This window comes from Novosphingobium sp. BL-S-21, from assembly GCF_055521655.1.
Genome location: NZ_CM145495.1, coordinates 215,001 through 237,418, shown reverse-complemented (window position 1 = coordinate 237,418; position 22,418 = coordinate 215,001). Strand labels below are relative to the sequence as shown.

Genomic DNA, 22,418 nt, shown 5'->3' with positions numbered 1-22,418 from the left:
GTTGGAACAGGCAGCAGGGGCGGAAAGCCCAAACAGCGCCATGCAGGACCGGTTCGAGCAGATCGCGCTCTATCGCTGGTGGCGGCGCTCGGTCGTCGGGCGGGTCGATCACGAGAGCGTGATGGCGCGCATCACCGAGGATTCCGGGTGGTCGCCGCGCTATGCCTTCATGGTGATGATGTCCGCAGGCATCGCCGTGCTCGGCCTGCTGCTCTCTTCGCCGGCCGTGGTCATCGGCGCCATGCTGATCTCGCCACTGATGAGCCCGATCCTGGGGCTGGGCTTCAGCCTGGCCCTGTTCGATTTCTCCGAGATGCGCCGCTCGCTTACCGCCCTGGCGGTGGGCGCGGTGGCAGCGGTGATCTTCACCGCGCTGATCGTGGCCCTCTCCCCGCTGCAGGCGCCGACCAGCGAGATCATCGCCCGCACCCGGCCCAACCTGTTCGACCTGGCAGTGGCGCTGTTCGCGGCCCTGGCAGGGACTTTCGCGATCATCCGCGGGCGCGGCGACACGATCGTCGGCGTCGCCATCGCCACGGCCCTGATGCCACCGCTCGCAGTGGTCGGCTTCGGTCTGGCGACATGGAACATGCCCGTGCTGGGCGGCGCTTTCGCCCTGTTCGTCACCAACTTCGTGACCATTGCCCTCTCCGCCACGGCCATGGCGCGCTTCTACGGGTTCGGCCACCATCTCACCAGCCAGCAGAGCTGGACGCAGACGTTCGTCCTGCTGTTCGTCTTCGTCGCCATGGCCATTCCGCTGGGCATTTCGCTCAAGCAGATCGCCGGGGAGGCAGTCACCGTCAACCAGACGCGCTCCTTCCTGTCCGAGCGTTTCGGCGCCGACGCGCGGGTGACCCAGCTTGAGATCGACTTCGATGCCGATCCCGTGGTGGTGCGCGCCGTGGTCATCACCCCGCGCGGGCGGATGCAGCGCACCGCGGCCCTGCAGGAAGACCTCACCAGCCGCCTGGGCAAGCCGCTGCGCCTGCGGCTGGACCAGGTGGTGCTCGAACCCGGCGCCGGCGCCATCGAGGCCCAGCGCGAGGAAATCCGCCAGGCGGGCGACGCCGCTGCCATCGAGACCCAGCGCATCGCCGCGCTCTCGCAGATGCTGGCCCTGACCGCCGGGACCACGGCGGACGGCGTCACCGTGGACCGCGACCATCACCGCGCCATGGCCGATGCCGTGCCGCTGCCGGGCGCCTCGCTGGCCACCTACCGGGTGCTGGAGCAACGCGCCGCGGCGCAGGCGGACGGCTGGGACGTGGTGCTGACCCCGCCGCAAATGGCCACGCCGATGATCGCCTTCACCGGCAGTGCGGACACGCTCGATGCCCCCGCGCGGGAAGCGGTGCTGGTCAGTGCCTGGGCCGCGCGGCGCTGGAACGTGCGCAGCCTGGGCGTTCCCGGACTGCCCCCGGCATCATCGGAGCAAGCCGCGGAGGAGGCGCCGGAGAAGCCCACGCTCGTCCAGCGGCGCGCGCTGGCGGTGGCTGCGCTGCTCCGCGAGAACGGCATAGCGCCTCTCCCGGCCCCGGCCGCGGGCAGCCGTTTCGCTCTGCGCCGCATCGATGAGGGCGAGACCCAGCCTTGAGCCCCGCCGCCCTCAGCGCCTTCATCCTGCTGGGCGCGCTCGTTCTGTTCGTATCCGAAAAGGTGCGGCACGATCTCGTGGCCTTCCTGGCCCTGATCGCCTGCCTCGTCACCGGTCTCGTCGCGCCGGGCGATGCCTTCTCGGGCTTCGCCGATCCGGCGGTGATCGCGGTGGCGGCCGTGCTGGTGGTGGGCCGCGCCATCGAACTCAGCGGCGCCGCCGGGGCCGTGGCGAACCGCATCATCCCCGCCCGCGCGCCTTTCGCGATGCGTCTTGCCTGCCTGCTGCTGGTGGGCGCGCTGCTCTCCGCGTTCATGAACAATATCGCCGCGCTGGTCATCACCATGCCGATCGCCGCGGAGATCGCCCGCTCGGCCAAGCGCTCGGCCGGCGCCACGCTGATGCCGCTGGCCTTCGCGACGATCCTGGGCGGCATGACCACCCTGATCGGCACGCCCGCCAACCTGATCCTCTCCTCGGTGCGCGAAACGCGGCTGGGCGCGCCTTTCGGGTTCTTCACGATGACCCCCGTGGGCGTGGCGGTGACGGTGGTGGGGCTGGCCTATCTCTGCGTGGTCGGCTGGCGGCTCCTGCCGGCGCGGCGCGGCGATGCGGCGGACGGCAAGCCGCCCTGGCGCGTCTACGAACTGGTCGTCCCCGACGAGCGGCTGGACGCGGCCCAAGTGCGGGCGCGCCTGCGCGGCGCCGGTGGACGCCTGCTGGCCGCCTTTCGCGGCATCGACCGGATCGGCGCGCAAGGCGCCTTGCAGGCGCAGGACCGGCTGCTGGTCCTCTCGCGCAAGAACCAGTGGTCGGTCGGGACCACGGCCGGGCTGGTTTCGGATCTTTCCGTCGATCACGTCCCCGATGCCGTCACCGTGCGGGTCGCGGTGGCGCATGGATCGCCGCTGATCGGGCTGGGCTATGACGAAGTCCGCACCCGCAGCCGCCAGCAATTGCAGGTGGTGGCGGTGGGGCCGCGCGTGGCGCGGGAGCGGCGGCAACTGGCGGACATGCGGATCAGCGCAGGAGACCAGCTCTACATTCGCGGTCCGCAGGCGGAACTCGGCAGCTTCAGCGCCGGCGCCCGCGTGCTGGAGATCGACCGCCACGATCCCGTTCCCACCGCGCGGGGGCGCGCCTCGGGTATCCTCGCGGTCTTTGCCGCAGCCATCGCCTGCATCGTCGGGCTGGGCATGTCCCCGGCGCTGGCCTTCACCGGCGCGGCGGTGCTGATCGCGGCGCTGCGGCTGCTGCCGCCGGAGGAAATCTACCGCTCCATCGACTGGAGCGTCATCGTCCTCCTGGCGGCGATGATCCCGGTCGGCCAGAGCTTCGAGGACAGCGGCGCGGCGGCCATCGCCGCGCAGTGGCTGGGTCATGTCCTGGCGGGAATGCCGCTGGTGGCGGTGCTGGCGGCGCTCTGCACGGTGACGCTGCTGCTCTCGATCTTCCTCAACAACGTCGCGACCGCGATCATCATGGGGCCGCTGGCGATAGACGCCGCCGGCCTGCTGCACGTCAGTCCGGACGCTGCGTTGCTGGCGGTGCTGATCGGCGCGTCTTCCGATTTCCTCACCCCCATCGGGCACCAGAACAACCTGCTGGTCATGGGGCCGGGCGGCTATCGCTTCAGCGACTACGCCCGCATGGGCGCGCCGCTGGTGGTGGCGGTGGTCGCCTGCGCGGCGGTGACGCTCTCGGTTCTTTATGGGTAGGGGTCCGGCTGCGGGGAACAGCGACCGCCGCGACGCGTTCCGGTTCGTCTGCAGATATGCGTTAGGGCAACCATGATCGAAAGCCGAATGAACCGGCGGGTATTCTGGGGTGCCTCCGCTGTCATCCTGGCCATGCTCTCCGCCGCCCTGGTCGCCCCCGGCGCCTCCGACCTGGTCTTCAAGGCCGCGCAAAGCTGGGCGATCGACACGTTCGGATGGCTCTACATCGCCGCGGTCGTCGGTTTCCTGGTCGTGGTGCTGGCGCTCGGCTTCGGCCCGGCCGGCCGGTTGAAGCTCGGCCCGGAAGATGCCGAGCCCGATTTCCCCTACGTATCGTGGCTGGCTATGCTCTTCGCGGCCGGCATGGGCATCGGGCTGATGTATTTCGCAGTGGCCGAGCCGATCCAGCATTACAGCGCCCCGCCCGAAGCACAGCCCGGCACCATCGACGCCGCGCGCGAGGCGATGGCCATCACGTTCCATCACTAAGGCGTCCATGCCTGGGCGATCTACGCGCTGGTGGGCCTGAGCCTTGCCTATTTCACCTATCGCAAGGGCCTGCCGCTGACGCTGCGATCCGGCCTCTACCCGATCCTGGGCAAGCGCATCCGCGGACCGATCGGCGATGCCATAGACATCTTCGCGGTCTGCGGCACGGTGTTCGGCGTCTCCACCTCGCTCGGCTTCGGCGTTTCGCAGATGACCGCCGGCCTCGCCTACAACTACGGCCTGCCCGACAACACGACGATGAAAGTGGGCGTGATCGTCCTGGTCATGGGCGCTGCGACGCTATCCGTGCTCAGCGGCGCGGACCGCGGGGTGCGGCGGCTTTCCGAACTGAACCTGGCGCTGGCCGTGCTGCTCATGCTCTTCGTGCTGGCGGAAGGGCCGACGCTGTTCCTGCTGCGCGCGCTGGTGCAGAACTTCGGGCTCTATCTCGACCATTTCTTCGAACGCAGCTTCAAGCTCTATGCCTATGAGCCGCGGGCCTGGATGGCGGACTGGACGCTGTTCTACTGGGCCTGGTGGATCGCCTGGTCGCCATTCGTGGGCATGTTCATCGCGCGTATCTCGCGCGGGCGCACGATCCGCGAATTCGTGATCGGCGTGCTCTTCGTGCCCACCGCCTTCACCTTCCTGTGGATGACCGTGTTCGGCAACTCCGCCATTGCGCTCGACCTCGGCACTGCGGGCGGCCAGATCGCGCATGCCGTGCAGGAGAACCTCTCCACCGCCCTGTTCAAGTTCCTGGAGTATCTTCCCGGCTCCGGCTTCACCTCCACCCTGTCGATCGTACTGGTGGCGGTGTTCTTCATCACGTCGGCCGATTCCGGCGCTCTGGTGATCGACACCCTGGCATCGGGCGGCGAAGAGGATACGCCGCGCTGGCAGCGGATGTACTGGTGCCTGCTGCTGGGCGCCACGGCCACCGCGCTGCTCATCGCCGGCGGGCTGGGCGCCTTGCAGACCGCCACCTTGCTGGCCGCGCTGCCGTTCTGCTTCGTGATGATCCTGCTCGCCTTCGGGCTGGTCCGCCAGACCAGCGCCGACCTTGCCGGCATCACCATTTCCGACGACGAGCCCGCGACCGTCAGCGAAAGGCTCAAACGCCTTTTCGTGCCTTCCAGCAAGGCGCAGATCGTCCGGCAACTGGCGGAGCGCGGCGCCCCCGCGCTGCGATCCGTCTGCGCAGCCATGCTGGCGGAAGGCTGGGCCGACAGCCATGTCACCGAGGGCGAGGGGCAGGCCGCGCTCACCATCACGTTCGGGCCGGAGAGCCGGTTCGTCTACAGCCTGGGCACCCGGTCGCGCCCCCTGCCCGCCTATACCGCGCTGGAAGCCTCGGAAGGCCGCCGCAGCCTGACCTGGATGCTGACGGGACAGGTCGCCACCGAGCGCCACCGCGACCTTACCGGCCTTACCGAACAGCAGATCGTGAACGACGTGCTGACCCAGCTCGAACGATGGCGGCCTGCCGCCTGAACCGCGCGCGCTATTTCAGCGGCAGGAACAGCTCTGCCACCGCTTCGTGCTCCGGCACTTCCGGGAAGAAGCGCAGGCGCTGGCAATAGAGCGGGAAGTCGCGGACGTCCTCGCCGCTGCCGGGAAGCCAGTCGCGATAGAGAAAGAGCGCCGCCGGCTCCAGGTTATCCGTATGGCCGACCTGCCGCAGCACCGCGCAGCGGCCGCCGGGTATCTCGCCGATCCGCACCGCCTCGCCATCGGCCGCGACCGGCCCCTCGATGCCCGCGCAAAGGTCGATACCATAATCGGCTGGTGCGGCGGGGCGGCGCTCCGACCGCCAGATATTGAATGTCGCGCTTCTGGAGGGATGCAGACCGGCGCGGCGGCGCCAGGCGATGAAGCGCTGGATGGTGCCTCCCAACCCGGCCGGGTCGCCCCGGTGCTCCATGATCGCCACCAACTGCTTCGGCACCTCGCGGATAACGACGTCTTCCTGCGTGAATGTCCTGTGCATGAACTTGCTCCTGGCTGTGTCGAGAGGCTCGAAGGCCGAAAGCCACGGCGCCCAATCGGGGCTCTTGCGGAACGAGGAGGGCGATTGCCCGAACCTCTGCCGAAACGCGCGGGCGAAAGCGTCCGGCGCCTCGTAACCGGCATCCAGCGCTATGTCGGTCACGCTCTGCCCCTCGCGATAGACCAGCCGGTGCGAGGCGCGCTTCATGCGGGCCAGCTGGACATAGCGATGGACGGAGATCCCGAACATGGCCGTGAACTGCCGGTGGAAGTGGAACTTCGAAAAGGCAGCCACGCGGCTAACCGTTTCGAGGTCCAGTGCCTTGTCGAGGTGCCGGTCGATATGGTCCAGCGCCCGCAGCATCCGGGCATGGTAGGTATCGAGCGCCGCCTTCATCGTTCCTTCCTCCGTGACGCTCTCCGTTAGCCACGGATCGCGGATACCTGCTCGACCGATCTTGCGCTTCGGCATGGATCGGCGGCGGGATTCGGGCAAGTGCCACCAGGCCTCCCCGCCATTCCCCCAGCGCTGATCCAGCTGATCCCGGCAGGCTCGCCTCCACCTTGACAGGGTATCGCGCGGCCAACATCCTGTCCGGCGGGAAGACAGGGCCGATGACACGGCCGGCGGGAGGAGGCAATCGATGCAGGCGGCAATCGAGGCGTTCGACAGGATAGCGGCGGGGACCTACATCGAGGGCCTCGCGATCGACCATCTGCGCGACATCGTCTGGTACAGCGACGTCATTGCCGGCGGCATCCACGGCGTGAAGCCCGACGGCACCCGGGTCGCGACCTTCAACCCCGATCGGCGGTGGACCGGCGGCGTGACGATGAACGCCGATGGCGCAGTGCTCTCCACCGGCGAGGGCGGCATCATGTGGAACGACCCCGAATCCGGGCGATCTGGCTGGTTGCTGCGCGAAATCGACGGCCAGCCGATCAACGGCATCAACGAGATGGCGCCGGACGGCCGGGGCGGGCTGTTCTTCGGCACGCTCGACATCGCCAGCGTCATCAAGGGCGAACCTGCCCGGCCGACGGCGATCTACCGCATGACCGCTTCCGGCGAAGTCATCCAGGTCGCCGGGGACATCGGCTTCACCAATGGCCTGATGTTCGACGCCGGACGCCGGCGCCTCTACTGCAACGACACGTTTCGGGGCACCTGGGCCTTCGACGTGGCGGACGACCTCACCGTGTCCAACCGGCGCATGATCCTCGACAAGGAGGATGCCGACGGCATGGCCCTCGACGCCGATCACAACCTCTGGATCACGGGCTTCCGCTCGAATGCCCTCACCCGCCTCGCGCCGGACGGTACCCGGCTGGCGGACTGTCCCACTCCGGGCGGCGCCATCACCCAGGTGCGCTTCGGCGGCGCCGACATGCGCGACGTCTACGTCAATTCCGTGCCTGCCGATGGCGGCGACACCCTGAAGGAAGGGGGCGAGATCACTGCCCGGAACTCCTTCCTCTATCGCGGTCGTTCGGACACGCCGGGTCTCAAGCTGGACCTGCCGCGCTTCAGGCTGGACTGAGCGTTTCGGGCGGGGCGCCGCGGCTGTCGGCGGGCATCGCCGCAGCGGTTTCAGGGCCCTTGGGAAGCTGCGAAACAGGATAGTGCGCGCTATCCACCTTCTGCGCGGCGTATCGGGGTGATAGGTCACGACACAAGGCGAGTCCGGCTCCAGCAGCGCGATCGGACCGGACCATGGCGAAGGGATTGAGCATGCAGAACCTCGACGGGCTGGGATATCGGGACAGGACAGTCGTGGTCACCGGCGGGTCGTCCGGCATGGGCGAGCAAGTCGCGCGCATCCTCGGCGAACTCGGCGCCAAAGTGCACATCGTCGACATCCAGGCGCCCAAAGTGCCGCACCTCAGCTTCCGGCAGTGCGATCTCTCCGACTTCGACCAGGTCCGCGCCGCCGCCGCCGCGCTGGCGGCAGAAGCGCCGATAGACTTCGTGTTCCCCTGCGCCGGCCTGCCGCCGCACATCAAGGGGCCGATGTATTGCATGCGCGTCAACTACATAGGCACGCGTCTGTTCGTGGAAGAATTGCTGCCCTCTGTCCGCGACGGCGGCGGGATCGCGCTGATCTCTTCCGATGCGGCGATGGGCTGGCAGGGCAACCTCGCCCAGTCGCTGGAGATGCTGGCGATTTCCGACCCGGACGAAGCCTATGCCTGGTGCGAGGCCGATCCCGATGCCCGCGTCCGCGACGGCTATACCAGCTCGAAGGAGATGCTGGTGGTCTGGGTCGCCAACAAGGCGGTCGAATACGGCAATGCCCGGCGCATCCGCTTCAATGCGATCGGCCCCTGTCCCACCCGCACCGCCTTCATGGACGAGCAGGAAAAGCTGCTGCCGGAAGGCTTTCTCGACGCCTGGCCCTATCCCTCGCTGGGGCGCATGGCCACGGCGGAAGATCAGGCCTGGCCGCTGGTCCTGCTCAACAGTCCGCTCAACGGCGCGGTTACCGGCAGCTTCCTCTACACCGACCAGGGCTTCGCCAGCGGCGTGTTCACCGGCGCCATCAACCCCGCCTTCATGAAAGGCGAGGTCGCCTGAACGCGATCGCGGTGACAACCATGGAGACGCATTCGTGAAAGCGGCCATCTATCCCGGGCAGGGCCAGCCTGTCGTCATCGAGACGTTGCCCGATCCGGAGCCCGCGCCCGGCGAAGTGCTGATCAGGGTCAGCCGCTGCGGCATCTGCGGCACGGACCTGTCGATGACCAAGGGCGCCGGCTGGGATTTCGGCGCGGGTTCGCAGTTCGGCCATGAATATGCCGGCGAAGTCGTCGCGCTCGGCGCGGGCGTCTCCACCCTGGCGATCGGAGACCGCATCGCCGTGCTGCCCTCGGTCGCCTGCGGGGAGTGCCCGGGCTGCGCGCATCAGAACAACGTGCTGTGCCAGGCCTCGCCCGGCAGCGCGATGCATGGCTTTGCCGAACTGGCGCGGGTGCCGGCTGCCGTGGCCACCCGGCTACCGTCCGTCCTCACGCTCACCGACGGCGCCCTGATCGAACCGATGGCGATCAGCCTCAACGGCGTGAAGCACGCACGGATCCAGCCCGGCGACAAGGTCGTGGTGCTGGGCGGCGGCACCGTGGCGCTTTACGCGATCTACTGGGCGCGGCGTCTTGGCGCGGGCAGGATCGTCGTCATGTCCCGTTCCGCCCGCCGCGCCGACCTGGCGCTGCAGATGGGCGCCGACCGCTTCATTCCCTATGGAAACGACGAAATGGGCGAAGTGAGGGAAGCGCTCGGCGGCGTGCCGGACGTCGTGTTCGAATGCGTGGGCGCGGAAGGGATGCTGGGCAAGGCGATCCTGCATGCCGGGCCGTTCGGCCGGGTCGTCTCGCTGGGCTTCTGCACCTCGCCCGACCCGGTGATACCCGCCCTCGCCTCCTACAAGTGCGTGAACGTGCAGTTCCTGGTCGGCTACTCGATGAAGGAATTCCTCTACATCGCCGACCAGATGGACAAGGGCCACGTCGACCCCAAGGCGATCGTCACCAGCACCGTGCCGCTGAAGGCCCTGCCCGAGACGATGGCGATGCTGCGCCGCCCGAACGAGGAAACCAAGGTCCACGTCACGATGACGTGACAGGATGGCGTGACAGGATGGCGTGAGACAGCTTGGCGTGGGACCGGACCCGATCCGGTCCGCATCCCTACGCCCATCGACGCCCAGGGCTACGCGGGGTCCGCGTAGATCCCGTCCATCACGAAGCGCGTGGTCGCCGCGCGCAGGGTCTCGTCGTCGGCCATGCCTTCGGGATAGAGCCAGTCCTTGAACAGCACGCAGCCCAGCAGCGAGGCGAAGCTGATGCGGACCATCAGTTCGGGCGGCAGCTTGTCCGTGCCCCCGGTACGGCCGCGCACGACTTCGGCGCCGCGCGCGAAATATTCGTGCAGGGCATCGACCGCGGCCATGCCCTGCACTTCGCCGCTCTTCCCGGTTTCCGCCATGATGAGCGAGAGGAACATGCGCTGGTGCTCGGCGATGAAGTCCTGCAACTCGGCGATATAGGTCTTGGCCTGCGTTTCCAGCGGTGCATCGCCGCTGGCGGCGGAGACGTTCGACATGAAGTTCTGGAGGTGGCTGTCCAACGGGCGCTGGATCGCTTCGCGGAACAACTCGGCCTTGGAGCTGAAGTAGCGAAAGATCTGCGTCTCGGTCGTATTGGCGCGCGCCGCGATGGCCGCCGTGGTGGCGCCCGAGAAACCATAGCGCGAATACTCCGCTTCCGCGGCGCGGAGAATTTCCTCCCGAACTTGCGCGGGAGCGCGCCTTTGCCGCGGCCTGTCGTTCTGCCTGCCCAAACTCTGCTCCGCCAAACACCGCCTCACCTGCGGCCGTCCTATAGCGCCGCCACGGCTTTGGCCACTCCTGGCGCCAAGGCGCGGTTTCACCAGCGCCGGCGGCGCTGGCAGGCCCGCACGCGCCGGGCGATCTCTTCGCGCCGCTCGGCGGGGGTGACATGGGGCGTGTCTTCGGGAAGGTGATCGCGCAGCTCGGCCAGCTTGACGCGCCGGATCGTCGGCGTCGGCTCCGCGCTGCAATCGTACCAGCGGCCATAGATGCCGCCTTCGGTGTAGCCGGCCGGGTCCAGCCAGTTGGGCACGCCGGGGTCGGTCAGCGCGATCACCGCCCGAAACCGTCCGTCCGACGAAAGCCTGGCCATGGCGCCATTGGTGCTGGACAGCCGGTAGACATATTCCAGCGCATTGAAGAGCGGGTCGTTGAGCTGGATGTTCCAGTAAGGCGCCCGGTCGGGAATCTCGGTCTCGATGATCAGCGCCTCGTCTTCCGCGAGCTGGAAGCAGGCCGGCCAGTAGACCTGCTTGACCAGCGCGCCGGGCATGCGGACCGGCTCGAAGACGTTGAAGCCCACGCGGTCCTTCACGCCGTTCTGCATGGGGTAGTAGAGGTTCGTCTTGCGCGCCGGGAAGCGCGCCATCTCGCCGATCCGCGCCAGGATATCCTCGGGCGAGAGCCGGGGTTTGGGCGGAACCGGGTCCAGGCACTCGATCGAGAGCTGCGGATCGGTCTCGTTCTCCCAGTCATACATCCGGTAGCGCAAGTACATGCCCCGTGCCTCCGGATCGATCGGTGCCCAGTGCCCGGCATGGCCCTCCGGCCGCACGGCGCTGAACAGGATCTCGAAGTCCTCGCCCAGCCCGATGCCCAGATCGTCGCAATCCACCTCGTTATGGCCATTGGGCCGGGGCATCTCGTCTACCGTGCCCGAAAGCGCCTTCTGCGTGGTGAACGAGAGGATGCGGCAGGTCCCGCGATTGCCCGAGACCCGGTAGCGCAAGTCCCCCCGGATCGGGCTCTGCACATAGATATCGTCCGGGTTGGGCTGAAGCGTGAAGACCGGGTTCCACAGCGGCGCCCAGTCCGGATGCTCGGCATCGGCGTGGAAATACATGAAATAGGCATAGGACAGGCTGGTCATCGTCTGGCGGTAGACATCGGCGCGATAGGCCGGGTCTTCGGGCCGCCAGCTCATCGCCAGATTGTCCACCGCCTGTTCGAGATCGCCCAGGTAATCCAGGATCGAGGTTGTCTTGGTGGCCACAATGCGTCTCCAGTCGGAATGGTCGGTCTCGGGGGCGGAAGAGCCTTACCAGCGGCGCCGGCGCTGGGCCGCGCGCACGCGGCTGCGCAGGGCCTGCTCCCTCTCGGCGGGGGAGACCGTGGCCGTGCCGGGCGGCAGGTGCGCCTTCAGGTCGGCCAGCTTGACGGTCGTGATGGTGGGGATCGGCAGGCTGGAGCAATCGTACCAGCGCCCGTAAAGCGTTCCCTCGGTATAGCCCGCAGGGTCCAGCCAGTTGTGCACGCCGGGATCGGTCAGCGCGATGACGATGCGAAGCCTGCCGTCGCCGTCGATGATCGCGGTCGATCCATTGAGGCTGCTCTGCCGGTAGACATATTCGACCGCGTTGAACAAAGGGTCATTTAGCTGGATGTTCCAGTAGCGCGCGACCGCCGGCATCTCGGTCTCGACGATCAGTGCCTCGTCCTCCTGGAAAGAGAACACGGCGGGCCAGTAGAGCTGCTTGTCGAGGCCGGGCAGCCGCACCGGATGGATCCTGTTCTGGCCGACCGCCTCCAGGATCTGGTTCTGCATCGTGTAGAACAGCCGGTTCTGGTTGCGGGGAACCGCGGCCTGACGCCCCAGGCGCGCGGCGATCGCTTCGGGCGAGAGACGCGGCTTCATCGGCACTTCGTCCAGGCATTCGATGGTGAGCTGCGGATCGACCTCGCAGCTCCAGTCGATCATGCGATAGCGTACGAAGATGCAGTCGGCCCCGCTTTTGAGCTGCGACCAGTCGCCCTCGTATCCCTCGGGCCGCACGGCGCTGAACACGATATCGATCCGCCCGTCGGGGCCGACGGTGAAGTCCGAATCGTCGAAACTGCTGGCCGCGCCATATTCACCCACCGTTTCGAGCGTGCCGGGAATCCCGCGCTGGGTGACGAAGATCAGCTTGCTCACGGTGCCCCTGTCGCCGCTGACGCGGTAGGTCAGGTCATCGCGCAGCGGGCTGAAGAGGTAGATGTCGTCGGGATTGGGCTGGCACAGGAACACCGGGTTGTAGAGCGGGCTCCAGTCCGGATGCTCCGCATCGGCGTTGAAATGGACGAAATAGCCGTAGGACAGGTTCATCAGCGCCTGCCGGCAGACTTCTGCCCGATAGGCCGGGTCTTCCGGGTGCCAGGTGTTCGCCAGCTCCGCGACTGCTTCTTCGAGAGGGGCCAGGTAGCTGGCGAGCGGTTCTATTGAAGGACCCATACGATATCCTCACCCATTCCCTCCGCGCCCGCCCGGGGGTCTTCGCGGCATGGATTTCTGCTGAAAGCGTCCGGTTGTCCGGTCCCGTCGAAGTGCGGCCGTCCCGGCACCGCGTCGGGCCGGGCATCGCGCCGAGGAAAGCATGCACTGTCATAGTGCGACGCTGCAAGTCTTCTGGCGGGAGCAGCCCCGCCACATCGCAGGCAGGATATCGGCCCGGCCAAGCTAGATAGTCTTGACTGTCTTGAATCGCCGATCGAACATGGTGCCTCGCGCAAGAACGGCCGCGGGCGAGGATGATTTCGAATGGACCTGACGTACGATCCCCCCAGCGCATTCCGCCATGCCGGCGATGCCCTGCACGAACTCGTCGCCGCGGAGATCGGCAGCAGCGACTTCGGCCCGGACGATTATCGCCCCGGGCTGAACGCCTACCTTCATGCCATGGACTACGACCCCCGCTTTCACGAACAGGGACGGCGCGCGGCCTGGGGCCAGATCGTGGCCATCCTGCGCGGCCGGGCACATGCCTATCGCGCGATGAAACAGCATCCCGGTTTCGACCGCCATCCGGTGGTGAGCCCGGTCGTCATCACCGGCGTTCCGCGCACCGGCACCACGGCGCTGCACCGCCTGATGGCCGTGGACCCCCGCTTCCAGGGGCTTCAGACCTGGCTGATCGATTCCCCGATGCCCCGCCCGCCGATCGAGACCTGGGCCGACTATCCGCAGTTCCGCAAGACCATGGCCGGCATCGATGCCCAGCACGCCGCCGCGCCCGATCACCAGGCCGCCCATTTCCGCGCGGCCGAGGAAGTCCACGAATGCTGCATGATCCTGTGGCACGGCTTCACCTCGAACATCCTGGCCTGCGCCGGGCCCTCCGCGCAGACTTACGACGCCTGGTGGCGCAGCCAGTCCGAATCGGCCTCCTACGATTACTTCCGCGCCTGCGTGCAGCTGATCGGCAGCAACGAGCCGCATCGCCGGTGGCTGCTCAAGAACCCGGGGCATATCGAGAACCTCGACCTGCTGCTTGCGGTGTTCCCCGATGCGAAGATCATCCAGACGCACCGCGATCCCGGCAAGGCGATCCCCTCGCTCGTGTCGCTCATGGCGAACCTTCACCCGCTCTTCGAGGAAGGCCGCCGGCAGGAGCGGTCGGAAAACATGCTGATCCGCGAAGTGGCCAAGTGGTCCGAGGCGGTCGAGAAGGCCCAGCGGGTTCGCAGCCGCTTTCCCGGGCAGGTCCTCGATGTCGTCCATGCCGATTTCCACGCCGATCCGATGGCCGTCCTCGAACGCATCTACGCCTTCATCGACATGGACATTTCCGAAACCCTCCGGCCGGGGCTGGCGAAGCGGATTGCGGAAAAACCCGAACTCGCGCGCGGGACGCACAAATATGACATCGCCGATTTCGGCATGACCGCGGACCAGGCCCGCGAGCCGTTCCGCGACTATATCCAGCGCTACGATCTCCTGGAGAAGGCCCGCTGACGGCGCCGCCAGCCGCCGCTTGAAAAGGTCTCGTCCCGGCCTCTGGCATCGCCCCTGCGCGCTCTGGGATGCCCGCATTGACAAGCCCCGCCGCCCGCTCGCAAATCGGCGGACACCGCGCAGGCCGGGGCGGGAACGGGAGAACGCAGGACATGTCCGATAGCAGGATCGAAGACCGGCTGCTCATCCGCGAAGTCTACGGGCGCTATGCCATGGCCGTCGTCCGCCAGGAGGGCGCCGACTGGCTGGACTGCTGGTCCGCGGACGCCACCTGGAAAACTCCCCAGTTCGAAGTCGCCGGCCATGCCGCGCTGGAGCAGATGTGGACCGCGACCTGGACCGATTTCCGCAGCGTCACGCCTTTCAACGAGATCGGTCCGATCGCCTTCACGCAGGACGGCGCCAGCGTGCTCTCCACCGTGCTGGAGACCATCGCGCTGAAATCCGGAAGCGGCATGACGATGATCGGCCTTTATACCGACCGCCTCGTGCAAGAGGGCGGCGAATGGCGCTTTGCCTACCGCGCTTATACCCCCATCGGGCAGCCAGCCTCGCTGGCCGGTCGCGCGGCCTGAGGGAGAACGGCACATGACAGAGCGAACCATCGCCATCGTCACCGGCGCCAGCAGGGGTGCCGGACGCGGGATTGCCATAGCGCTGGGCAGCCACGGATGCACCGTCTACGTCACCGGCCGGTCGGAACGGCAGGGCGATCATGCCCTGCCCGGCACCATCTACGAAACTGCCGAGGCGGTGACGCGCGCCGGGGGCAAGGGCATCGCCGTGCGCTGCGATCATGGCGACGACACCCAGGTGGAGGCGCTGTTCGATCAGGCCCTGGCGGACGAAGGCCGGATCGACATTCTCGTCAACAATGCCGCCGCCGTCTACGACGAGCTGTCCATGCCCGGGCAGTTCTGGGAAAAGCCGCGCAAACTTGCCGACATGATCGATGTCGGGATACGCAGCAGCTACGTGGCGAGCTGGCTGGCGGCGCCGGGCATGGCCGCGAAGGACCATGGGCTGATCGTCTTCACCTCGGCCTCGGGCGCCGCGCATTACGCGATGGGTCCTGCCTATGGCGCGCACAAGGCCGGGATCGACAAGATGGCCTTCGACATGGCGGTGGACTTCAAGGCGGCCGGTACCCGCGTCGCGGCCCTGTCGATCTGGATGGGGGCTTTGGCGACCGACAGATTGCTGGCCATGATCGCCGCCGATCCGGAAAAGTACGGCTATCTTCGCGGCCAGATCGAAACCCCGGAATTTACCGGCCATGTGATCTGGGCGCTCTACAACGATCCCGAATTGGCCGCGCTCAACGGAGAAACGGTGATCGGGGCCGAAATGGCCGTGCGATACGGGCTGACCGACGAGGGCGGCCGCCAACCGCCGTCATACCGCGATACCCACAAGGTGGCGCCGCACCGCCACCACCCCCTGATTATCCGCTGATTTCCGGCAGGAGGGCACCCTTCCCAGCCCCCTCCGCCGATGCGCGCCTCACCAGCGCGTACCTGCCGCGCCCACTGCGACCGGGCGGTCGTAGGAAAGATCGTCCCGGTCGCGCCGTCCCTTGAGGAAGCCCTTCACGGCCGGTGTCTGCAACCACGAGGCATCGCCCTGCATCGCGGCCTCCACCGTCGAGCGACGCCACAGGATCCGCCACTCGCCGTCCCGCCGCTCCATCTGGTCCATGTAGCGACCCGCCGCCATCGTGCAGGTCAGGCCGTCGTGCGAAAGCAGGGTGCCGATGACGTAAGTCTCGCAATAGGCGGTGTCGCCGTCGATCTCGCAGGAATGGTTGGCCAGGTTGTGCTGGTTCATCGCGAACATCGCAGCATGCCCGCGATTGGCCTTCGCGGGATATTCCGTTGCGGGCAGCGGCACGGGGCCGTGTTCGTCCGCACCCTCGGGCCAGTAGCAACTTGCCGTCAGCGCCTCGTCGTGGCGGTCCCGCCCCCGCGATTCCCGGACGATGACATCGAGGATCTCCTGCCGGTCCCTGATGTGCTGCACGCTGCGCCTGAGGGCCGCGACTTCGCTTTCCAGATCCATTGCCGGCACCTCTCCACTGTTGAACGGATGTTTAGCGCAGCGGCGCGCGCAGGGTCAATTTCCGCCCGCCGGACATCGGCGCAGGTGCAGCCCCGGCACGCAACCATCGCTTGGGCGTTGAAGGATTTCCCGGCCGCTCCTCATGCGAGAAGCCGGCGTGCCGCCGCCAGGCAGTGCGCCATTCTGGCATCGAGGGAGACCCCGGCAGCGCCTGCCGATCGTTGCGGCACCTCGATCCCCACCACCCGGTCCGTGGGAAGCTGTGCGAGCGCCTCTGCCAGGGGGAACTCGCCTTCCCCGGGCACGGCCCGCTCACACACCGCTTCTTCCATGTAGTCCGCGATGACCGGCGTGAAGGGCGCGTCGCATAGCTGGATATAGCCGATCGCCTGCGGGTCGATTGCAGCAATGTCCTGCGTTCGCCCGCCGGTGCGGAAGAAATGCATCATGTCGAACGTGAGCCGGCAATCCCTGCGGCCGACATGGCGGATCGCGCGCATCGCCGTCTCCACGTCGCGGATCGGGAAGATCGGGACGAATTCGATCAGGGTGTCGATGGCGAAGGAACCGGCCATTTCGCTCAGCCGCCCAAGCTGGTCGAATGTCCGCGCAAGGTCGGCATCGAGGCTCACCACATTGATCCTGGGAATGCCCAGTTCGGCCATGATTTCGAGGTCCCCGGCGTAGAGATCCCGAACATCGCGGCCGGGCAGCACGGCGATGCCTTCCCCGGGGGCGATCGTGACGCCGGTGTCGGTCATCGCCGCCAGCAGGTCCCGCCGCAGCGCCGCGTCGCTGCGCAGCGAGAAATGCGGGTGCCCCTCCAGACTTTCGCGGAACGGTTCCAGCACGGTGCTGACATGCTGATAGCCGAGCCGCGCCGCCAGTTGCACGGACTCTACGGGCGGCAGTCCGAAGGTGCTGACGAATTCAAGACTTACCGGCCGCATCCTGGTCCCGATCGAGCGTGCGCAGCGGACCGCCCGGCGCCGCTGCGGAGGTGAAAGGCAGGCGCCGCTCCATGAGAGCGCCGACTGCCTTGGCGGCCTTCCGGGGTGGCGGCGAAACAAGCCGAGGTAAAGCGCCCTGACCGCGGCAAGGGAGACATCGCACCGGCGAATAGCGCCGCGAGCGCGGTGGATCCGGCCTGCCCGGCATCGACAGTGCGCACTTTCTTGTGAACAATCGGCGGCGGAAATGCGCCGCTGGCGTCAAGACTACGGAGCCGGCCCGCTCCGCGGAGAATCGTGCATGAAGACCATCCCAGCCATCGTCGTCGGCACCGGTTTCGGCTGCCGCATTCATGTTCCGGCCTTGCGCGCCGCTGGGTTCGAGGTAGCCGCGCTGGTCGGGCGGAACGAGGAAAGGCTCGCCCGCAAGGCCGCCGACAGCGGGGTTCCCGCCTGGTTCACCGATCTCGATGAAGCGATCACCGCCACCGGCGCGGAAGTGGTGACGATCGCCACCACGCCCGACACGCATGCAAGCCTGGCCCACCGGGCCATCGCCCGCGGATGCCATGTCCTTTGCGAAAAGCCCTTCGCCTTGAATGCGGCCGAAGGCGCCGCCCTTCTGGACGCCGCGGACGAACGGCAGATCGTGCACATGGTCTCGCACGAATTCCGCTGGCTGCCCGAGCGGGCGCTGTTCGGCCAGACCATCCGGGACGGCCTGATCGGCGAACCGCGCTTCCTGGTCATGGACCAGTTCATTCCGTTTTGCGCGGATCCTGCCGCCCGGCTCCCGCGCTGGTGGTTCGACGCGGACGCCGGTGGCGGCTGGCTGGGCGCCGGGGGCTCCCATCTGATCGACCAGGTCCGCGCCTGGTTGGGCGACATCCACGCGCTGAGCGCGAACCTCCTGACCGTGTCCGACCGAAAGGACGTGGCCGAGGATTCCTACTCGGTGCGCTTCGTGACGAAGAGCGGTGTCGAAGGTTCGATGCAGCAATCGGCGGGCGCCTGGGGCCAACCGGCGAGCCTCTGCCGTTGCGCGGGATCGAAAGGCACCGTCTGGATCGATGGCGGCAAAGTGTTCCTGGCCGACAGCACCGGCACCCGCCAGCTTGAGGTGCCCCCCGAACTGGCGCTCCCGCAGGCTCCCGCCCCGTCCGATCCCGCCGCCTCCGGTCGCGCCCCGCCGTTCGAACTGGCGCCTTTCACCCGTCTCGCCGAGGCGCTGAAAGCGCGGATCACCGGCCAGGCCCAGGCGGGCGGCGTGGCGGCGCCGACATTCCGAGACGGCCTGGAATGCATGCGGATCATGGACGCCATGCGCGCGTCCGCAGCGCAGGGCGGCGCCTTGCAAAAGCTGGCGTGACCACGCGCGCGGTTAGCCGGGGTGGGGCATCGTCCGCCCGGATAGCGGTGGAAACCCCGAGATCGTTCGCCAAACAGGGCTGCTAGGGTTGGGGCCGCCAATCCTATGGACGGTCCCGAAACATGCGCAGCGCAGCAGTTCCTTTCGCTCTCCTCCTGATGCTCGCCGGCACGCCCGCATGGGCCGACGAGGCCTATGTCGAAGTCACGGGCGGCGTGAACTGGAACGACGAGGAAACCGATGCCATCACCGGCGTGGCCCTGGGCTACGATGTCGATCTGAACGAGACCTTCTTCGTCGGCGTCGAAGGCACGGCCGAGAAGCTGCTGACGGACGGCACCCGCGTCGCCTGGGGTATCGGCGGCCGCGCCGGAGCGGAAGTCCTGCCGCAAAGCAAAGTCTTCGTGGGCCTGAACTGGCAGTCCAAGGATTGCCGGGACTGCGGCAATGCCGTCGGGCTCGGAACCGGCTGGGAGCAGAACCTGACCGAAAAGCTCTATGCCAAAGTGGAATTCAAGCACCTCTTCGTGGGCAACGGGGAACCGAACGCCAACGTGGGGATCCTGGGTCTCGGCGTGATGTTCTGACGCCATCTGGCGGACATCGCGGGCCAGGCGCTAGAAGGCCTCGGCAATGCCGAGATAGACGGCCTGCGAATCCTTCCCCACCGCAAGGTCGAGCCGGAGGTTGATGTTGGTGGCCCGCGAAGGCTGAAACCGCAGCCCGACGCCCCCGGCCGGCAGGAAATCGGTCCTGCCAAGCTGCGCAAGACTGGGAGCGATCCCGCCGATCCCGCCGAAAGCCACCATCCCCACGCGGCCGAACAAGTGCCGCCGCCATTCCGCCTGAAGTGCCCAGCTCATGCCGTCGCGGTAGCGCCCGGCCTTGTACCCCCTGAGATCGTTCTTCTGCCCATAGAGGCACAAGTCGAAGTAAGGCAGATCGCCCGCGGCATCGCAGAGACCGGCATGGAACGCCCAGACCGTCCTGGTGCCCGAGGGAACGTAGACGCTGGCGCCCGCCGTGAATTTCCCGCCCTTGTAATCGCTGCCCAGCGCCTTGATCCCCCAGAGCCATTCGGCATGCAGGAATGCGCCTTGCCGCGGGTTCAGGCTGTCGTCGCGCCGGTCGTATGTCACGGCGGGGCCGAGCTGGACGAGGGTACTGTTGCGCTGGTCCTGGGGAATGGCCAGATCCGGAAAGGCCGGGTCCGCATCCCGCGGGTTCACTTTCACATGCATGGCCAGGGCGCGCACGCCGGCATAGAGCCCGGGCAGCACCCGCATCTGGGGCTGCAGCCGCAGCGCGACGGTCTTCTCGTCCAGTTGGGCGGCAACGTCCCGGTCTCCGGCAGCGTCGCCGGTTCCGTAGTAGTCCGTGACGAGCTTGCCGGCACCGACGGCGGCGGTGAAGCGAAAGCGGTCGTCTGCCAGCGACATGCTGTGAAAGCCGCCCAGCAGCCAATTGTCGTTGTTGGTCTTCATCGCCGCGGCGCCGCTGATCCAGGGCGAAGGCGCGCCGTTCGGATTGTAGAACACCACGCCGGCCACGACGAGGCCGACGCCCAGCACCGGGCTGGTGATGGGCAAGGGCACGGCCAGCACGTCCTTGTCCCCTTTCTTCCCGGTGCCGGCCCTGGCAGCCTCGGCCACCGCGGTCGCCTGCTCGTCGATCTCGTCCATCTGGTCGTTCGGACCGGCGGCGATGGCGGTCCCGGTCGCAAGGCTCAGCCCAAGGGGCAGGAGCAGCGCCGTCATCCAGAGCCGCCCCCACGGCTTCCGGCTACCGCAGGACGCGCCGCCGGGTGAGCCGGACAAGGAAGCAGGCGGGGCCATTTCGCTTTCGAGAATGGCTAGATTCCCGGGTCGCCGGAATGGGCACTTACCCCGAGTTCAGGGCCGCCCGATCAGGACCCGCGCGACGCCGGGCCAGTGGCAAGGCCGGCGCAGAGCGGCACCAGCAGCAGCATCGCTGCAAGGATCCAGAAGGCGTTCGGCAGTCCGATGCCTTGCGCCACGAAGCCCACGGCGGCCGGGCCGACCAGGATACCGGCATAGCCCACCGTCGTGACCGAGGCGATGGCCAGGCCCGACGGCATCGCCTTCTGCGCCCCGGCCAGTCGGAACAGCACCGGCACCGTGTTCGATGCACCAAGACCGATCAGCAGGAAGCCCGCGAAAGCAAGCGGCGCGACCGGCGCTGTCAGCAACACGACATAGCCGGCAATGGCGAGCAGTCCGCCCCAGAACATGGTGCGCCGATCGCCAAGCCGCGCCACCACGGCATCGCCGGTCAGGCGGCCGAACGTCATCGCTACGGCAAAGACACTATAGCCGATCCCCGCCTGCGCTGCCGGCATCAGCCCCTTGCCGCTCAGCAGGAGCGCGCCCCAATCGAGGATCGCGCCCTCGGTCAGGAAAGTGAGCGCGGCCAGCAGAGAAAGCAGGACGACGATGCTGCGCGGCACCACAAGGAGCGGTGCCTCCTGCGCGCGGGGCGTCGCGATGAATCGAGGCGCCGCCAGGATCAGCGCCGCGATCATGAGCGCCGCGGCGACGATCGCGCCGGTCACGGCCGCCAATCCGGCCGAAAGCGCAAGCGTCATCATCGATGCGCCGACAAAGCCGCCCACACTGAAGAGTCCGTGGAAACCCGACATGAGCGGACGATCGGCGCGCTTCTCGACTTCCACCGCGTGCACGTTCATGCCCACTTCGATCACGCCAAGAAAGCCCCCGAACAGCAGCAAGGCCAGCGCCATCGATCCGACGCCGGGCGCATAGGCCAGGAAAGGCAGCAGCACCGCCTGCCCCGCTCCGCCGACGATCACCGCCGGACGAGCGCCCATGCGCGAGGTCAGCGGGCCGGCAAGTTGCATGGCGGCGACCGAGCCCAGTCCCAGGCACAGGAGCAGCAGGCCCAGCGTGCCATCGCTCACGCCAAGGCGCGCCTTCGCCAACGGGACGAGCGGGGCCCAGCAGGCAAGGCCGAAGCCGGCCACGAGAAAGGCGGCACGGGTCGCGAACCGGGAGCCGGCATCGTGTGTCATGATCGGTGATTTTCCGTTAGTTCGCCTGCGGTGCCGCAGCGCGCAGGATTTTTGCCCCGGCCCGCTCAAGCTCGGCAACCTGGGAGGAGGGGGCGTCGTGGGACAGCACGATGTGGTCGATGCTGTCCAGATCGGCAACCGTGAACGGCGCCGTTGCGGTCAGCTTGTCGTTCGAAACAAGCACGACCGTGCACCGGCTTCTCCCGACAAGCGCGCGCTTGAACGCCGCGTCGGCCGCGTCGAAAGCGCTTGCGCCGCGCTCCGCAGAGACCGCACAGGCCCCCAGCAGGCAGAGATCGATGTTCAGACGCGACAAGGCTTCGATGGCCGTGCCGTCGACGCAGCCGCCGATCGCCAGGTCCACGCCGCCGCCGAGCAGGACGAAGGGCACGTCCTGGCGCGTCGCCAGCCTTGCCGCCGCATGGACGGAATTGGTCGCGACCGAGAGTTCGGCATCGTCCGGCAGGAACTCCGCGGCCAGCACATTCGTGCTTCCATTGTCGATAAAAACGAAGCTTGCCGGCGATATGAGCGTCATCGCCGCCTTGGCCAGAGCACGCTTCTCTTCCGAGTCCTCGCTCAAACGCGCTGCGATCGGGGTGCTGCCCGCGCCTATGGGCACGGCGCCGCCATAGACCCGCCGACATGTGCCCTGCGCCGCCAGCGCCCGCAGATCGCGCCGCACCGCATCTTCGGAGACCGCGAATTCGCTGGCAAGCGCCGTACTGCTGACGGCTTCCCCGGCCAGAAGCCGGGACGCGATCAGCTCGCGCCGGGCGGAAGGAATCTCTTTCGTCATAGGCGCCGCCTACAGGATCGGCTGGCGCAAAACCAGGACAAATGAGAATAGATCATGCAATAACGTGCAGATCGTTTCGCCAGC

Annotated in this window: 19 protein-coding genes and 1 pseudogene; 11 read left to right on the top strand and 9 right to left on the bottom strand. The window is 67.5% G+C overall.

The window, feature by feature from the left end:
• Positions 1–40: 40 nt before the first annotated feature.
• The 3 genes and pseudogenes from ACZ1J6_RS00965 (at position 41) to ACZ1J6_RS00955 (ending at position 5,298) form a co-directional block, all read left to right on the top strand.
• Positions 41–1,597: a DUF389 domain-containing protein gene (locus ACZ1J6_RS00965; RefSeq protein WP_134095985.1), complete on the top strand. Its 1,557-nt coding sequence runs from the start codon at positions 41–43 to the stop codon at positions 1,595–1,597.
• A complete protein-coding gene (locus ACZ1J6_RS00960; protein WP_134095912.1) occupies positions 1,594–3,315 on the top strand; it encodes an SLC13 family permease in 1,722 nt (573 codons plus the stop codon). Before ACZ1J6_RS00965 ends, ACZ1J6_RS00960 begins: the two co-directional genes overlap by 4 nt.
• Positions 3,316–3,387: 72 nt before the next feature.
• Positions 3,388–5,298 (top strand): annotated as a pseudogene (locus tag ACZ1J6_RS00955) (BCCT family transporter).
• 10 nt (positions 5,299–5,308) lie between these two features.
• Here the strand turns inward: ACZ1J6_RS00955 and ACZ1J6_RS00950 are convergent.
• Positions 5,309–6,190 carry an AraC family transcriptional regulator gene (locus ACZ1J6_RS00950; RefSeq protein WP_465127375.1) on the bottom strand — a complete coding sequence of 294 codons (882 nt, stop codon included), beginning with the start codon at positions 6,188–6,190 and terminating at the stop codon, positions 5,309–5,311.
• Positions 6,191–6,437: 247 nt separating this feature from the next.
• Between ACZ1J6_RS00950 and ACZ1J6_RS00945 the strand changes: the two genes are divergently transcribed.
• From ACZ1J6_RS00945 to ACZ1J6_RS00935, 3 genes are all read left to right on the top strand, one after another.
• Complete coding sequence (locus ACZ1J6_RS00945) at positions 6,438–7,334, top strand: SMP-30/gluconolactonase/LRE family protein (RefSeq protein ID WP_431567422.1); 897 nt, start codon at positions 6,438–6,440, stop codon at positions 7,332–7,334.
• A gap of 191 nt (positions 7,335–7,525) precedes the next feature.
• Positions 7,526–8,368, top strand: a complete 843-nt coding sequence (locus tag ACZ1J6_RS00940; protein WP_465127374.1) for an SDR family oxidoreductase — start codon at positions 7,526–7,528, stop codon at positions 8,366–8,368.
• 34 nt (positions 8,369–8,402) lie between these two features.
• Positions 8,403–9,410 (top strand): alcohol dehydrogenase catalytic domain-containing protein, encoded by a 1,008-nt coding sequence (locus ACZ1J6_RS00935; RefSeq protein ID WP_465127373.1) that lies wholly within the window; start codon positions 8,403–8,405, stop codon positions 9,408–9,410.
• Between the two features lie 89 nt (positions 9,411–9,499).
• Here ACZ1J6_RS00935 and ACZ1J6_RS00930 read toward each other — a convergent pair whose 3' ends face one another.
• From ACZ1J6_RS00930 to ACZ1J6_RS00920, 3 genes are all read right to left on the bottom strand, one after another.
• On the bottom strand, positions 9,500–10,129 hold the full coding sequence (locus ACZ1J6_RS00930; RefSeq protein WP_431567419.1) for a TetR/AcrR family transcriptional regulator: 630 nt from the start codon (positions 10,127–10,129) through the stop codon (positions 9,500–9,502).
• Positions 10,130–10,215: 86 nt separating this feature from the next.
• Positions 10,216–11,391 (bottom strand): hypothetical protein, encoded by a 1,176-nt coding sequence (locus ACZ1J6_RS00925; RefSeq protein WP_207913072.1) that lies wholly within the window; start codon positions 11,389–11,391, stop codon positions 10,216–10,218.
• Between the two features lie 45 nt (positions 11,392–11,436).
• Positions 11,437–12,609, bottom strand: coding sequence for a DUF1214 domain-containing protein (locus ACZ1J6_RS00920; RefSeq protein ID WP_431567418.1), 1,173 nt, complete (start codon positions 12,607–12,609; stop codon positions 11,437–11,439).
• Positions 12,610–12,915: 306 nt separating this feature from the next.
• On the opposite strand from ACZ1J6_RS00920, the gene ACZ1J6_RS00915 reads away from it, so the two are divergent.
• The 3 genes from ACZ1J6_RS00915 (at position 12,916) to ACZ1J6_RS00905 (ending at position 15,564) form a co-directional block, all read left to right on the top strand.
• The gene (locus ACZ1J6_RS00915; protein WP_431567417.1) at positions 12,916–14,109 is read left to right on the top strand and encodes a sulfotransferase family protein; all 1,194 of its coding nucleotides are present in this window, start codon (positions 12,916–12,918) and stop codon (positions 14,107–14,109) included.
• 152 nt (positions 14,110–14,261) lie between these two features.
• Entirely contained in the window at positions 14,262–14,684 is a 423-nt protein-coding gene (locus ACZ1J6_RS00910; RefSeq protein ID WP_431567416.1) for a nuclear transport factor 2 family protein, read from the top strand.
• Positions 14,685–14,697: 13 nt separating this feature from the next.
• Positions 14,698–15,564 (top strand): SDR family NAD(P)-dependent oxidoreductase, encoded by an 867-nt coding sequence (locus ACZ1J6_RS00905; RefSeq protein ID WP_431567415.1) that lies wholly within the window; start codon positions 14,698–14,700, stop codon positions 15,562–15,564.
• 48 nt (positions 15,565–15,612) lie between these two features.
• On the opposite strand, the gene ACZ1J6_RS00900 is transcribed toward ACZ1J6_RS00905, so the two are convergent.
• Entirely contained in the window at positions 15,613–16,167 is a 555-nt protein-coding gene (locus ACZ1J6_RS00900) for a nuclear transport factor 2 family protein (RefSeq protein WP_132268953.1), read from the bottom strand.
• Positions 16,168–16,307: 140 nt separating this feature from the next.
• Positions 16,308–17,117: a sugar phosphate isomerase/epimerase family protein gene (locus tag ACZ1J6_RS00895; protein ID WP_431567414.1), complete on the bottom strand. Its 810-nt coding sequence runs from the start codon at positions 17,115–17,117 to the stop codon at positions 16,308–16,310.
• A gap of 301 nt (positions 17,118–17,418) precedes the next feature.
• Between ACZ1J6_RS00895 and ACZ1J6_RS00890 the strand changes: the two genes are divergently transcribed.
• Positions 17,419–18,486, top strand: coding sequence for a Gfo/Idh/MocA family protein (locus tag ACZ1J6_RS00890; RefSeq protein WP_465127372.1), 1,068 nt, complete (start codon positions 17,419–17,421; stop codon positions 18,484–18,486).
• Between the two features lie 122 nt (positions 18,487–18,608).
• Positions 18,609–19,073: an outer membrane beta-barrel protein gene (locus ACZ1J6_RS00885; protein ID WP_132268958.1), complete on the top strand. Its 465-nt coding sequence runs from the start codon at positions 18,609–18,611 to the stop codon at positions 19,071–19,073.
• A gap of 30 nt (positions 19,074–19,103) precedes the next feature.
• Here the strand turns inward: ACZ1J6_RS00885 and ACZ1J6_RS00880 are convergent, their stop codons facing one another.
• The 3 genes from ACZ1J6_RS00880 to ACZ1J6_RS00870 form a co-directional block, all read right to left on the bottom strand.
• Positions 19,104–20,243 carry a BamA/TamA family outer membrane protein gene (locus ACZ1J6_RS00880; RefSeq protein WP_465127371.1) on the bottom strand — a complete coding sequence of 380 codons (1,140 nt, stop codon included), beginning with the start codon at positions 20,241–20,243 and terminating at the stop codon, positions 19,104–19,106.
• A gap of 149 nt (positions 20,244–20,392) precedes the next feature.
• Positions 20,393–21,535 carry an MFS transporter gene (locus tag ACZ1J6_RS00875; RefSeq protein WP_465127370.1) on the bottom strand — a complete coding sequence of 381 codons (1,143 nt, stop codon included), beginning with the start codon at positions 21,533–21,535 and terminating at the stop codon, positions 20,393–20,395.
• Positions 21,536–21,551: 16 nt separating this feature from the next.
• Positions 21,552–22,334 (bottom strand): DeoR/GlpR family DNA-binding transcription regulator, encoded by a 783-nt coding sequence (locus ACZ1J6_RS00870; protein WP_465127369.1) that lies wholly within the window; start codon positions 22,332–22,334, stop codon positions 21,552–21,554.
• Positions 22,335–22,418 lie beyond the last annotated feature (84 nt).

What these genes read in the sequence shown, in the direction of transcription:
- ACZ1J6_RS00965 (WP_134095985.1), top strand. Translation starts at nt 41, where the DNA reads ATGCAGGACCGGTTCGAGCAGATCGCGCTCTATCGCTGGTGGCGGCGC.
- ACZ1J6_RS00950 (WP_465127375.1), bottom strand. Translation starts at nt 6,190, where the DNA reads ATGAAGGCGGCGCTCGATACCTACCATGCCCGGATGCTGCGGGCGCTG.
- ACZ1J6_RS00945 (WP_431567422.1), top strand. Translation starts at nt 6,438, where the DNA reads ATGCAGGCGGCAATCGAGGCGTTCGACAGGATAGCGGCGGGGACCTAC.
- ACZ1J6_RS00940 (WP_465127374.1), top strand. Translation starts at nt 7,526, where the DNA reads ATGCAGAACCTCGACGGGCTGGGATATCGGGACAGGACAGTCGTGGTC.
- ACZ1J6_RS00920 (WP_431567418.1), bottom strand. Translation starts at nt 12,609, where the DNA reads ATGGGTCCTTCAATAGAACCGCTCGCCAGCTACCTGGCCCCTCTCGAA.
- ACZ1J6_RS00915 (WP_431567417.1), top strand. Translation starts at nt 12,916, where the DNA reads ATGGACCTGACGTACGATCCCCCCAGCGCATTCCGCCATGCCGGCGAT.
- ACZ1J6_RS00910 (WP_431567416.1), top strand. Translation starts at nt 14,262, where the DNA reads ATGTCCGATAGCAGGATCGAAGACCGGCTGCTCATCCGCGAAGTCTAC.
- ACZ1J6_RS00905 (WP_431567415.1), top strand. Translation starts at nt 14,698, where the DNA reads ATGACAGAGCGAACCATCGCCATCGTCACCGGCGCCAGCAGGGGTGCC.
- ACZ1J6_RS00900 (WP_132268953.1), bottom strand. Translation starts at nt 16,167, where the DNA reads ATGGATCTGGAAAGCGAAGTCGCGGCCCTCAGGCGCAGCGTGCAGCAC.
- ACZ1J6_RS00895 (WP_431567414.1), bottom strand. Translation starts at nt 17,117, where the DNA reads ATGCGGCCGGTAAGTCTTGAATTCGTCAGCACCTTCGGACTGCCGCCC.
- ACZ1J6_RS00890 (WP_465127372.1), top strand. Translation starts at nt 17,419, where the DNA reads ATGAAGACCATCCCAGCCATCGTCGTCGGCACCGGTTTCGGCTGCCGC.
- ACZ1J6_RS00885 (WP_132268958.1), top strand. Translation starts at nt 18,609, where the DNA reads ATGCGCAGCGCAGCAGTTCCTTTCGCTCTCCTCCTGATGCTCGCCGGC.
- ACZ1J6_RS00880 (WP_465127371.1), bottom strand. Translation starts at nt 20,243, where the DNA reads ATGACGGCGCTGCTCCTGCCCCTTGGGCTGAGCCTTGCGACCGGGACC.
- ACZ1J6_RS00875 (WP_465127370.1), bottom strand. Translation starts at nt 21,535, where the DNA reads ATGACACACGATGCCGGCTCCCGGTTCGCGACCCGTGCCGCCTTTCTC.
- ACZ1J6_RS00870 (WP_465127369.1), bottom strand. Translation starts at nt 22,334, where the DNA reads ATGACGAAAGAGATTCCTTCCGCCCGGCGCGAGCTGATCGCGTCCCGG.